Origin of the sequence: Parasutterella secunda (assembly GCF_024733725.1) — a bacterium.
Classification (GTDB): Bacteria; Pseudomonadota; Gammaproteobacteria; order Burkholderiales; family Burkholderiaceae_F; genus Aphodousia; species Aphodousia faecalis.
Genome location: NZ_JANRHP010000001.1, coordinates 187,971 through 200,582, shown reverse-complemented (window position 1 = coordinate 200,582; position 12,612 = coordinate 187,971). Strand labels below are relative to the sequence as shown.

Genomic DNA, 12,612 nt, shown 5'->3' with positions numbered 1-12,612 from the left:
TAAACAATTCATTGTTTGTTTTTATTGCGCGAACACAACATGTTGTATTCAAGGGAAAACCCTATATTTTTAAAATTTATCCCATTGTTCTGTAAATCAAGCGTTTTTCAAAACTGTGGATAAGTCACTTATCTAAATGTAGTGCGTGCCTAAAAAGTGCTTAATAAATAGGCAGAAAAATCACAGTACTTCTTTAAAGTTAATCATGCAATCGCTCAGTTGTTGGGAGCGATATTCGTTTTTTGGAGTACCTCTGATGTTTGAGAAGAAGTTATCGCACTTGATCAAGCGTGATGGCAGCGTCAAGGATTTTGATGCAAATAAGATTGTTGCCGCCATCGCCAAAGCAGGAAAAGCGACCGGTGAATTTGACGAGTCTCGTGCCGCCCGAATCACCGAAGAGCGCGTATTGCCGAGCCTGGTTGCTCTCAATTTAGTCACGCCTCATATTGAGCAAGTGCAGGACGCTGTGGAGCGCGCCCTTTTTGAGGAAGGTTTTTTCAAAACGCTTCGCGCCTATATTGTCTATCGTGAACAACGTCAGAAGGCCCGTGATGCCAGACAGAGTTGGGTGAATGTTGAATCTTCTATCAATGAGTACCTTCAGCAGCTTGACTGGCGCGTTAACGCCAACGCCAATCAGGGCTACTCCTTGGGCGGTTTGATCTTGAATGTTTCCGGTAAAGTGGTGGCCAACTATTGGCTCAACTACATCTATCCGGCTGAAATCGGCCGTGCTCACCGTGAAGCTGATTTCCACATTCATGACTTGGATATGCTCTCGGGCTACTGCGCCGGTTGGTCATTGCGTACTCTTTTAACGGAAGGGCTCAATGGGGTACCGGGTAAAGTTGAAGCGGGCGCCCCGAAACATCTTTCATCGGCTACGGGTCAGATTGTCAATTTCTTGGGCACAATGCAAAACGAATGGGCCGGTGCTCAAGCGTTCTCCTCATTTGATACGTATTTGGCACCTTTTATCAAGAAAGACAACGTGCCCTATGAGGAAGTCCTTCAAAGCATCCAGGAGCTTATCTATAACCTCAATGTTCCTTCCCGTTGGGGTACGCAGACCCCCTTTACCAATCTCACTTTCGACTGGACGTGCCCCGAAGATCTAAAGGACCAGCACCCGATTATCGGCGGTGAAGAAATGCCCTTTACCTATGGCGACTGCAAGCGCGAAATGGACATGATTAATCGCGCCTACATTGAAGTGATGACCAAGGGTGATGCCAAGGGTCGTGTTTTCACGTTCCCAATTCCGACCTATAACATCACGCCTGACTTTGATTGGGACAGCGAAAACGCAGACAGATTGTTTGCAATGACCGCCAAATACGGTTTGCCTTATTTCCAGAATTTCATTAATTCGGAATTAAAGCCCAATATGATCCGTTCGATGTGCTGCCGTCTGCAGTTGGACCTGCGTGAACTTCTCAAGCGCGGCAACGGTCTTTTCGGTTCCGCAGAACAGACGGGCTCGCTCGGTGTCGTCACCATCAACTGCGCTCGTTTAGGCTATCTCTTTAAGGGCAATGAACAGGGTCTTTTTGATCGCTTAGATCACCTCTTGGATTTGGCCAAGACGAGTCTTGAGATCAAGCGCAAGGTTATTCAACGCCATATTGATCAGGGACTTTTCCCGTACACGAAACGCTACCTCGGTACGCTTCGTAACCACTTCTCCACGATCGGTGTCAATGGTATTAACGAATGCATCCGCAATTTCACAAATGACGCCAATGACATCACCGATGATTGGGGTCATGCTTTTGCCTTAAAGCTTTTGGATCATGTTCGTGCCCGTATGGTTGAATTCCAGGAAGAAACCGGTCACATGTATAACCTTGAAGCTACACCGGCCGAAGGCACGACATACCGTTTTGCCAAAGAAGATAGAAAGCGTTTCCCGGATATTATTCAGGCCGGTACCGAATCCAATCCCTACTACACCAATAGCTCTCAGCTGCCGGTGGGCTTTACCGATGATCCGTTCTTGGCGCTTGAAATGCAAGACGACTTGCAGCGCAAGTACACGGGTGGCACGGTGCTTCACCTTTACATGGCCGATGCCATCAGCTCATCAAAGGCATGCAAAGAATTGGTGCGCAGAGCCCTTTCGAGATTCCGTCTGCCGTATCTGACGGTGACGCCGACCTTCTCGATTTGCCCCAAACACGGCTATATCTCCGGTCGTCATGATTTCTGTCCGATCTGCGACGCTGAATTAATTCGTGCCAAAAAGGCACAGGCGGCTTGCCAAAAGGCTGATTGCTAATTATTGAGAGAAAGAAAATGGATAAAAAAGACGAAAAAATCGAATTAAAAGACAGTGAACGCCAACCCTGTGAAGTTTGGACCCGTGTGATGGGCTACCATCGACCGGTTTCATCTTTTAACACCGGTAAAAAGGGGGAATTTTACGAACGCAAGTGCTTTGTAGAAAGTAAGTGTGGTTTGTCTAAATAACCTCTAAATCTGAAAGGCGCCGTGAAGACTTTCTTTTCGGCGCCGTTTTGTCTTCGTGTTGTTGTAAGGATTGCCGTTTATGCCTGAGGAAACTTCACGCTTGAGTGCTGAACACTTAAAGATCGCAGCCATTACCCCTTACACAAGTATCGACTACCCGGGGTATTTTTCAGCCGTGGCCTTCATTCAAGGCTGCCCCTGGCGCTGCCGCTATTGTCACAATCCGCACATGCAACCACGGGAATTTCCGCCTCAATACCTGCATAGCAGTTGGGAAGAATTGATCGCTTTACTCAAACGACGTCAGGGTCTTTTAGACGCGGTGGTTTTTTCGGGCGGTGAGCCGACGCTTGATCCCGCTTTGGCCGATGCCATGTCCAGAGTCAAAGAAATGGGCTTTAAGATCGGACTGCATACCTCGGGCTGCTATCCGGAACACGTCAAAAAGGTGATCGGCTTAGTGGATTGGGTGGGGCTTGATGTAAAGGCGGCGCTCTCAGAAGAAGTTGCATACCGTTGGATCACGGGACTGGAAAAGTCCAATCCCGCTCAAAATGTTTCGGAGTCCTTGGCTATTATCCAGGCGGCTCAAGTGAGTTATGAGTGTCGGACAACAGCCCATCCGGTCTATTTACCCGATGCGAAGATTTTAAGTCTTGCCCGTGAACTTAAAGAGCGGGGAGTGGAGACATTCGCACTGCAGGTTTATCGCAAGCCAAAGGAATTGGATCTTCCCTTTGACAACGTTGGGCACGAGTATCCGGAACCTGAAACACTGGATGCGTTAAAGGCGATGTTCACTCATTTCGAGCTGCGTCGGGAATAGCTCACAACGTTAGACACCGTCCGCAGCCGGCCCAATCCACATCATCAAAAGCCCGGGCCATGGCTGCGGCCGCTTTAAAACCCGTGCAGTGGTTGGGGCGCCAATGTTTTACTGAGAATTCCTTTAACGCTTCAATCCATATGGGAAGTTCTTCATCTTTGGCGGCGCTCAGGTGCGTTCCTCCTAAAACAGTATCAAATTCCTTAACCCCAAAAGTTTTCTGTGCATACCGCAAAATGTTGGGTAATCCGGCGTGTGCGCACCCCAGTACAACACTTGTTCCGTTTTTCCCTTTGACCAAAAGCGACAGGTCATCGGCGAAAGTATCCGGGATGATTTCGCCGTTTTCTGCTTCTTCCCACATATTTTTCGAATTCACAAAGCGGCGGTCGCGCTCATCTTGAGGAACAGTGAACGCAATCACTTCATCGGTTACTTGAGCCCATCCGTCAATAGGATCAGTCAAAATGGAACGGAAAAGCGGTCCGCCTCCGCCATTTCGTTTTTGATCGGCATCGGCCCAACGTTGAATGGACATGAAACGCGCTCCCCAGCGCTTGGCGGTGGGCGCGAGCAGTATGGCGTCCACTAAGCCTCCCGTGTGATCAAAATGCGCATGAGAAAAGACAATATGCTCGATGGCTTTAGGGTTTATTTGAAGCGCTTTGAGGTTGTGCGTGAAAGCGTGACCTTCGGAGCCGGTGTCCAGAAGAAGACGAGTTTTGTCGCTTTCCAGATAAAGCGAATAGCCCCATTCAGCTCTTAAAAGGCGGTTTGTACAAAAATTTTCAACGACAACAGTCACTTGCATAACCAAAATCCCCAAAAACAGTGTTATTGGTGCTAATATAGCGCCGCTTTGGCAATCTATGAAGAAAAATTTCGCTAACTCTTTAAAAAGTCAGCGAAAAAGGTGTTCTTTTGGCTTGCAAAAGCCATGATTGTTGATTACAATCACGCTTTTTCTGTCCTTGCCACACCGGAAATAGACGCTCCGGGTGGCTTTTCCCGTAAGGAGACAATTCCAATGCGTCATTATGAAATTTGCTTTATTGTGCACCCGGATCAAAGCGAGCAAGTTCCCGCTATGATCGAACGCTACAAAGCTCTCGTCGCTGAACAAGGCGGCAAGATGCATCGTGTGGAAGACTGGGGTCGTCGTCCCTTGGCCTATCCGATTCAAAAGTTGGTCAAGGCTCACTATGTTCTCATGAACGTTGAATGCACGCATGAAACGCTCGCTGAGATCGAAAACGGCTTCCGCTTCAACGACGCCGTGTTGCGTCACTTAACGATCAAGATGAAGAAGGCTGAAACGGCTCCTTCTCCGATGATGAAGATCGTCGAACGAGAAGAACAAAAGAAGGCCGCTAGCGAAGCTGCTCAGGCTCAAGCCCAAGCTGCTCAAGCTCAAGAAGCTGCCGCCGCTTAATTAATTTTTTATCCCTGTCGGAAACAATAAAGAGATACGCCGGTGAACACGATCAGATTAACGGGCGAGTTCACACAAAAAGCCCAGATGCGGTACACACCCGCGGGGTTGGCGGTTTTAGAAGTGGTGTTTCACCACATGAGTGTGGTTAAAGAGGCCGGAAGTGATCGGAAATTGGTTTTCGATTTTGCCGGCAAGGCCTGCGGCGATATCGCCTTGGCGCTCGATAAAGAACCGTTGGGATCGGTTTTTGAGATCTCCGGTTTTTTAGCTCCCCGCTCACAGCGTTCCCGACAAATGATCGTTCATATTACGCAATACTCACAAGGAGTTTAAAAATGGCTTTTGGTGCAAAGGGCAAGGGTAAGCCGCGCCGTGGCAACCAACAAAACGCGCTCTTTAAGCGCAAGAAGTTCTGCCGCTTCACGGCTGAACACGTCGAAATGATCGACTACAAGGATGTGGAAACGCTCCGTGACTTCATCCAAGAAAACGGCAAGATCATGCCGGCTCGTTTGACGGGCACGAAGGCTCACTATCAACGTCAACTCGACACGGCCATCAAGCGCGCTCGTTTCTTGGCTTTGTTGCCGTACACGGACAATCAATAATCGAGTGAGGAGTTAATCAAATGCAAGTTATTCTTCTTGAAAAGATTACCCACCTCGGTGAATTGGGTGACATCGTTAAGGTTAAGGATGGTTACGCTCGTAACTACTTGATCCCCACCAAGCGTGCTAAGCGTGCTACGCAAGCCGCTATTGCCGAATTCGAACAACGTCGCGCAGAACTTGAAAAGGCTCAGGCCGAACGCATCGCCGCTGCTGAAGCGATCGCTGCCAAGTTGAACGGTGACGTGGTTGAAGTGGCCAGTAAGGCCGGTGTTGACGGACGCCTCTTCGGCTCTGTCACGAACGCTGACATCGCTGACGCTCTTCAAGCTCAAGGTTTCGATATTAAGAAGGCTCAAATTCGTTTGCCCAACGGCCCGATCAAGGCTTTGGGTGAAACCCCGATCGTGATCGGTTTGATGACGGACATCACCGCCGAAATCACCGTCCGCGTCGTTGCTGAAGCTTAAGTTTTAGTATCGTAATCGACACAGAAGGCTCGGTTCCTTTTTGGGAATCGGGCCTTTTTTGTAATCTTTTTGCAACAAAATTGTGAATTTTTATGCCTGATTGACATTGGTCAAGACGAAAGTTTGGGGGGGGGTAGGCTTCGCATGATGCGTTTTGTGGGAAAACGCGTTTTCATGGAGTTCTTTTTATGAGTTTTACCAGATCAATTTTAGCAACGTCAGTCATGTTAGCCATTTCTGCGTCATCGTTGGCCGCAAGTGTTCAATGGGTTGATAAACCTACAGACTTGGTTGCTTCAGAGAATCCAACTAGGGAGAACATTTCCGAAGATACCCAATTGGATGAAAACAAGGCTTTTACTTTCACAGGGAAAGGTAATGACAAGGCATTTGTAAATGTTGTCAGCGGAGCGAATTATACGGTAGCAGATAAAACGAGCGTTTGGGCGACAGCTTCAAAAGGAAATGACGCCAATGCTCAGTTAGGAATTTTTCAGACAAATGCTAGCAATTTTACAAATAATGGAAATGTTTACCTTTCAGTCGACAATACTACGGACTGGTGGGCTGTGAAAGTTGCTTATGGTAATGTTGGCAGTAAGCTCACGAATAATGGTCTCATCTATGTAAAAAATGCCATGGGTATGAGTGTTGGTAGCTCAGGCAGCAACACCATTATCAATGGTAAGACAGGTGCAATTGTTGTTGATGGTGTGGGTGCGGCCTTGGATGTCAGCGCGGGAAATGGAACCCATACGGCCACTAATGAAGGGACGATTATTCTTAACGGTGCTGAAGACGCAGAGCTTTATGGTATTCGTGTTACCGATGGTGTTAGTGGGGTAACGATTAATAACAGCGGTACGATTATTGCAAATGGTGGTACTGCTATTGCAGTTTTTGATCATGGGGAAGGACATGCAAATGATGCCCCTTCCAATGTGACAATTAATTTAACGGAAGGTTCTCATATTGAAGGTGTTGTCAAACTTAATCAGACTTCTACCTTGAATATTAATAAAGTTCTTGGTGAGACAATTACTCTTGACACCGTCAAGGACCGTGATTACTCTGGTTCCTCAAAACTGACATTAAATTCAGAGGGTAGTTCGGTTACTATTGAAGGGACAGATAACAACCTTGATTTAGGAACATTTACAACCGATAAAGATTCCAATATTCAGTTTGTTCTTAATCACGTTGCTGATGAGGGAGAGAAGGTTTTAAGCATTGAAGAAGTTACTGGTGAAGGAGCAGAAAATATTAGTGTCGGTTATACAGGAGCTGTTTCTGATCAACTCCAATCTGGTGTTGCAACCGCCTCCCAATTGTTCGAGGGAATCTCTATTGCTAATGAATCTGTAGATGATTTATCTGTTGCTCAGGGTATTATGGGTGACGAGCTTGAATTATCCAGAGATGAAAAGGGCAATATCGTTACACGAGTTGTTCGTGTAAACGAGATGATTCGTTCGACTCAAGACTTGGCTATCACTAATGCCTTGATGTGGCGCTCTCAATTGACGAACTTGAGCGACCGTATGGGTACGTTGCGTACGACGCCTAACGCCGCCGGTGTTTGGGCTCGTTATAACAATGGTCGTTTGGATGGCCAAGATATCCAACACGATTACAACACGGTTGAATTGGGTGTTGATAAGCGCATTGCCGATAACGTCACGATTGGTTTTAGTTTCGATTACACGAAGGGTGATACGGATTTGACCGCTGGTAGTTCTGACAACAACACCTACACGGTTGGTTTCTACGGCAGCTACTTCAATGAATCCGGATGCTTCTTGGATACGATGTTAAAGATCGGTCGTATTGACGCTGACTATGACCTCCGTACGAGTGCTGGCAAAGAAAGCGCTGACTACATGTTGACTGGTGCTATCTTCGGTATTGAAACGGGTCATCGTTGGAACATCCAAAACTACTTTATTGAACCGCAAGTTCAATTGACTTATAGCCATTTGCGTGCAGAAAATTACACGAGCTCCATCGGCCGTGATGTCAAGTTTGACGATATGAGCAGCTTGATTGGTCGTGTGGGCGTTATGGCTGGTATGCAATTTGCTGAAAACCGTGGCTCTGCCTATGTCAAGGCTTCTTATAACCATGACTTCTTGGGCGATGTTGAAGGTAATTACGAATACAACGGCGCTGTCCGTACGTTTGATGACGAATTGGATGACAACTGGGGTGAAGTGTCTCTTGGAGCTTCGTACCAAGTCACGGATTCTGTCAACACGTTCGTTGATGTTGGCACCGGCTTCGGTGGCGATATCGATCAAAAGTGGCGTGTGAACTTGGGTGCCCGCTACGTCTTCTAATTGACTTAATAGTCTAACTTCAGGGCTCGGTTCCTCTCGGGGAATCGGGCCTTTTTTAGTGTTTTCCATCAAAAATCGGTGATTTTTTAATCCAATTGATATTCGTCAAGACGAAAGTTTGGGGGGGGGGCAAAATCAACGCAATAGCTCGTATTTATTTGATGAGGATGATATGAAAAAGACTCTTATTTCCATGGCGGTACTGTCAGTTATTTCTAGTTCGACTTTAGCTTTTACAGTTGCAGACAAAGACTCGCCTTATCAAGATCCCATTAATACCGCAGATGGTTTGACCGTGGAAGAAGGTGCGACAATCCAAAACCAACGGATTGAAGTGACTGGAGGTAAATTCACTAATGATGGATTGATTCAGACTAAAGAGCTAGTAATATTTACAGAGGGCAATAGTCTAACATTCGGTGATGTAACCGCCAATAAGGTTGTATTCAAAGGAGCCGATACTAACTCCTACGGTGACAATTTTATTTTGGAAAGAGGTTTTTCTACTGACCGTTTGGAAATATTGGATGCCAAGTTTACAGATAGTGAAGCGGATTATCAGACTGGTTTAACGATTGAAGATCCCACAGTTTTGAAGAGCATCGGAGAGCTCTATATTGAATCGAATGGTAGTCGGACGGGTTTGAGAATTGGAAAGTCAACAGGCGGGAAAAAAGGGCAGACTTTTGAAATAAAAAGTGTGACTTTACAAGATAAAACTGGAAATCAAGACGCCCGAGTTGAAATTTTTAATGACAATAATGTTAATTTTAGAAACGTTGAAGCTATTGGAGATAAGGGACACATTCAGCTCAATGATAGTTCCAAAGCGACAATTGAAACTGTTACGGTTAGAGAAAATAGCCGGTTAACTTTGCAAACATATGTTAACCCTAAAACACAAGATCCAAAAGAATATAAGCCTGAAGTTACACTTAAAGAGATCACTTTAGAGAAAGGGGCCAAAATTCAAGCTTCTGTATTTGCTGATAATAAAGAAGAACTAGAAGTAAACTACTCAGAACAAACCATGCCGGCTCTTACGCTTAAGGGTGAAAATGTAACAATGAATTTGGCTGCTGATTCATTGGTTGATTTTGGTGGTTGGAGAGCGGAAGATAATTCTGATTGGCGGCCGGAAGACATTATTGTCGATATTCAATCAATGACTATTAATGTGGCGGATTCTTCAAGCAATTCTCATGTCTATTTGACCGGTGTTGAGGGTAACCTAAAGACAAAAGCAGAAAATATTCATGTCATTGGCGCTGCTGAAAATAATACTGGTAACGCAGAAGCTGATTTGACTAAATTAGCCAATGTTGTCAAGACCAACATAAAAGTGGTTGAAGATAATATTCGTGAAAATGAGTTAAATTGCTTGCCAGGCGTTCAATTGGAACAGTTGGCTGACGATATTTCTGATGGTGCTACAGGTGTCGTTGCTGATGGATGTCCAGGTTGTACTGCGACAAATGTCAAAATAACAGGTAAAACTGACAACCCCAATGTTCACGGCATTGCCGAAATGGCAGCTTTGGGTTTACATATTTGGCGTAACGAAATCGATGATATGCACCGCCGTGTCGGTGAATTAAGAGATAGTTCTGCTCAATCAAACGGTCTTTGGACACGAGTCTATCACGGTAAAGCAGAATACGGTGACCAAAACGTAATCAATCGCTATACCGCTTTCCAATTCGGTTACGACCGTCAGGTTCGTGATGGTTTCTGGTTGGGAGGTGCGTTCTCGTACACCGATGGTGATAATAACTTTGACTATGGTGACGGAGACAGCGATCTTTATACGTTCAGCGGTTACGGTTCTTGGCTTTTCAAAAACGGCGTGTACCTTGACTTAGTCGGCAAAGTCGGACGGATGAAGAATGCCTTTGATATTCGTTTCAATGACATTAAATCCACTGGCGACTACCACACCAACGCCGCTTCGCTTTCAGCTGAAATGGGCTGGCGTTATTTTGCAACCGAAGAACTTTATTTAGAGCCGCAAGTTCAAATGTGGTACGGTCATGTCTTTGATGCTGATTACCACACTTCGACAGGTATTAAGGTTGAAAATGACTCCGTTGACTCCCTGGTTGGTCGAGTCGGTGTGAAGATGGGCTACAAAGATAGTCAAGGTCGAGGCGGCGTCTTCTTAAAAGCCTCTGTTTTGCATGACTGGGAAGGGGATGCTAAGTTCCGTTACAGCAAGGGTGCTGATGTTTCCAGAACACTGACAGAATCGCTTGGCGGGACCTGGTATGAATACGGTTTAGGTGCCGATTACAACGCTACCGATCAAGTTCATCTGTATGCTGATGTAGAAGCTGGAAACGGCGGGGAAGTGGATACGGACTATCGCTTCAATGTCGGTGTCCGATACGCTTGGTAATTAATAATATTTATTAAAAACAATAAGATATTCCCGGTGGTGAGAATTTGCCATCGGGAATTTATTTCTCAAAAATAATTCGCTTGCAGAAACATTTTCTTTCATGAGCGGATAAGGTCGTCTGCTAAAATAGCCTCTCCATTGTTAATACATTTATGAATTTATTGTCAGAATGCCTGAAGAAAAATCCACTGATACCGTACGCTTACCGCCGCATTCGACCGAAGCCGAACAAGGTTTACTAGGAAGTCTTTTGATTGATAACCGTGTCTTTGACATGGTGAATGACGTTGTCTCGCCTGAAGACTTTTACCGGGGGGATCATCGTCGCATCTACGAGCATATTGTTCAGCTTATCAGTCAAGGACGTCCCGCGGACGTTTTGACTGTTCACGATTCAATGGCCGCTGTAGGTTTGGGTCAGGAAGGAACCAAGAGTTTTTTAAACTCTTTGGCCATGAACACGCCCAATTCGGCCAACGCTCGTCGTTATGCTGAAATCGTTCGCGACCGAAGCATTCTTCGCAGTTTGGTCAATGTCGGCTCCCAGATTGTCGATTCTGCCTTGGACACCAAGGGAATGGAAACAAAAGACATTTTGGATCGGGCAGAAAGTTCTATTTTCAAAATCAGTGAAGACGCCCAAGTTGCCGGGGCCGGATTAAAACCCGTGAAAGGCGCATTGGCGGCGGTTTCTGAACAAATCACGAAACTTTATAACTCCAAGAGCCAAAATCCTGTCACGGGTGTGCCGACCGGTTTTATTGATTTAGACCGACTCACAAAGGGCATGCACCCCGGTGAATTGATTGTTGTGGCAGGGCGCCCCGCCATGGGTAAAACAACCTTTGCGATGAACATCGCCGAATATGTGGCCCTGCGCGCTGAGATGCCTGTTGCGATTTTCTCCATGGAAATGCCGGCGGAACAATTGGCTATGCGTTTGATCAGCTCTTATCAGCGCATTCGTTTGGAACATTTAAGAAATGGCCGCTTAGAAGGTGACGAATTCCAAAAGATGGGGGCGGCGGTAGCCGATATTGCCAATTCGCATAATATCTTTATTGATGACTCTTCGGGTTTGACGATTACTGATGTTCGATCCCGCGCAAGACGCTTGTCGCGTGAAGTCAAACAATTGGGACTCATTGTTGTGGACTACATTCAGTTGATGTCGGGTGATGGACGCGGAGAGAACCGCGCGCAGGAAATTTCCGATATTTCCCGTGGGCTGAAACTTTTGGCCAAAGAGCTTAATTGTCCCATTATCGGTTTGTCTCAGTTAAATCGTTCATTGGAACAACGTCCTGACAAACGCCCGATGATGAGTGACTTGAGAGAATCCGGTTCTATCGAACAGGACGCTGACGTCATTATCTTCCTTTATCGTGACGTTGTTTATAACCAAGATTTAAAGGATACGGACCAAGAACGCGATGCTGAAGCTATTATCCGCAAACAGCGTAACGGTCCGACCGGAACGGTGGAGCTCACATTCTTTGGTGAGTACACACAATTTAAGAATAGGGCAAGAGTATAAGACTATGGATGCATTGATAACCTACGGTTTGTACGCCGTATCGTTTGTGTTGATTCTTGTTGGGTTGGCCGGAACCATTATTCCTGCTTTGCCCGGTATTCCGATGATCTTTGCGGGCGGATGGCTCATTGCCTACCTTGAAGATTATCAATTCTTCGGTTGGGGAACGCTCATCGCTTTGGGCGTGCTGACGGTTATCTCGCTTATCATCGATTGGGTGAGCCAGACCATGGGAGCGCAGAAAGCGGGGGCGACAAAATTGGGTTTGACCGGTGCCTTTGTCGGCACAATCGTCGGTATCCCCTTTGGTTTGGTCGGTATTTTCCTTTTCCCCGTTATTGGGGCTTTTGTGGGTGAAATGATCGGTCACCGCGATATGCGAAAAGCAGGCAAAGTCAGTTGGGCCACTTGGATCGGTATGGTTGCCGGCATCGCGGCAAAACTTGCCATTGCCTTTATCATGATCGGCATTATGTGCGTGATGCGGTTTGTTTAGCTTTGTCATGGGTCACTGGAAACATCCGTGGCCC

Annotated in this window: 12 protein-coding genes; 11 read left to right on the top strand and 1 reads right to left on the bottom strand. The window is 46.4% G+C overall.

Going from position 1 to position 12,612, the window contains the following annotated elements; translation table 11 throughout:
* Window positions 1-256 precede the first annotated feature (256 nt).
* The 3 genes from NW199_RS00910 (at window position 257) to NW199_RS00900 (ending at window position 3,298) form a co-directional block, all read left to right on the top strand.
* Window positions 257-2,281, top strand: coding sequence for a ribonucleoside triphosphate reductase (locus tag NW199_RS00910; protein WP_022472327.1), 2,025 nt, complete (start codon window positions 257-259; stop codon window positions 2,279-2,281).
* Between the two features lie 17 nt (window positions 2,282-2,298).
* Window positions 2,299-2,472, top strand: a complete 174-nt coding sequence (gene nrdD, locus NW199_RS00905; protein ID WP_022472328.1) for an anaerobic ribonucleoside-triphosphate reductase — start codon at window positions 2,299-2,301, stop codon at window positions 2,470-2,472.
* Window positions 2,473-2,551: 79 nt separating this feature from the next.
* Window positions 2,552-3,298, top strand: a complete 747-nt coding sequence (locus NW199_RS00900; protein WP_258333321.1) for an anaerobic ribonucleoside-triphosphate reductase activating protein — start codon at window positions 2,552-2,554, stop codon at window positions 3,296-3,298.
* A gap of 1 nt (window position 3,299) precedes the next feature.
* Here the strand turns inward: NW199_RS00900 and NW199_RS00895 are convergent, their stop codons facing one another.
* On the bottom strand, window positions 3,300-4,109 hold the full coding sequence (locus NW199_RS00895) for an MBL fold metallo-hydrolase (protein ID WP_258333320.1): 810 nt from the start codon (window positions 4,107-4,109) through the stop codon (window positions 3,300-3,302).
* 216 nt (window positions 4,110-4,325) lie between these two features.
* Between NW199_RS00895 and rpsF the strand changes: the two genes are divergently transcribed.
* The 8 genes from rpsF to NW199_RS00855 all read left to right on the top strand — a co-directional run bounded on the left by rpsF (window position 4,326) and on the right by NW199_RS00855 (window position 12,578).
* Window positions 4,326-4,730: a 30S ribosomal protein S6 gene (gene rpsF, locus NW199_RS00890; protein ID WP_022472332.1), complete on the top strand. Its 405-nt coding sequence runs from the start codon at window positions 4,326-4,328 to the stop codon at window positions 4,728-4,730.
* Between the two features lie 42 nt (window positions 4,731-4,772).
* Complete coding sequence (locus NW199_RS00885) at window positions 4,773-5,066, top strand: primosomal replication protein N (protein ID WP_022472333.1); 294 nt, start codon at window positions 4,773-4,775, stop codon at window positions 5,064-5,066.
* Window positions 5,067-5,068: 2 nt separating this feature from the next.
* A complete protein-coding gene (rpsR, locus tag NW199_RS00880; RefSeq protein WP_022472334.1) occupies window positions 5,069-5,341 on the top strand; it encodes a 30S ribosomal protein S18 in 273 nt (90 codons plus the stop codon).
* Window positions 5,342-5,361: 20 nt separating this feature from the next.
* On the top strand, window positions 5,362-5,811 hold the full coding sequence (gene rplI, locus NW199_RS00875) for a 50S ribosomal protein L9 (protein ID WP_258333319.1): 450 nt from the start codon (window positions 5,362-5,364) through the stop codon (window positions 5,809-5,811).
* A 188-nt stretch (window positions 5,812-5,999) separates the two neighbouring features.
* On the top strand, window positions 6,000-8,147 hold the full coding sequence (locus NW199_RS00870; RefSeq protein WP_258333318.1) for an autotransporter outer membrane beta-barrel domain-containing protein: 2,148 nt from the start codon (window positions 6,000-6,002) through the stop codon (window positions 8,145-8,147).
* A gap of 172 nt (window positions 8,148-8,319) precedes the next feature.
* Window positions 8,320-10,542, top strand: a complete 2,223-nt coding sequence (locus NW199_RS00865; RefSeq protein WP_258333317.1) for an autotransporter outer membrane beta-barrel domain-containing protein — start codon at window positions 8,320-8,322, stop codon at window positions 10,540-10,542.
* 172 nt (window positions 10,543-10,714) lie between these two features.
* A complete protein-coding gene (gene dnaB / locus NW199_RS00860) occupies window positions 10,715-12,082 on the top strand; it encodes a replicative DNA helicase (protein WP_258333316.1) in 1,368 nt (455 codons plus the stop codon).
* A 4-nt stretch (window positions 12,083-12,086) separates the two neighbouring features.
* Window positions 12,087-12,578, top strand: a complete 492-nt coding sequence (locus NW199_RS00855) for a DUF456 domain-containing protein (protein WP_258333315.1) — start codon at window positions 12,087-12,089, stop codon at window positions 12,576-12,578.
* Window positions 12,579-12,612: the final 34 nt, after the last annotated feature.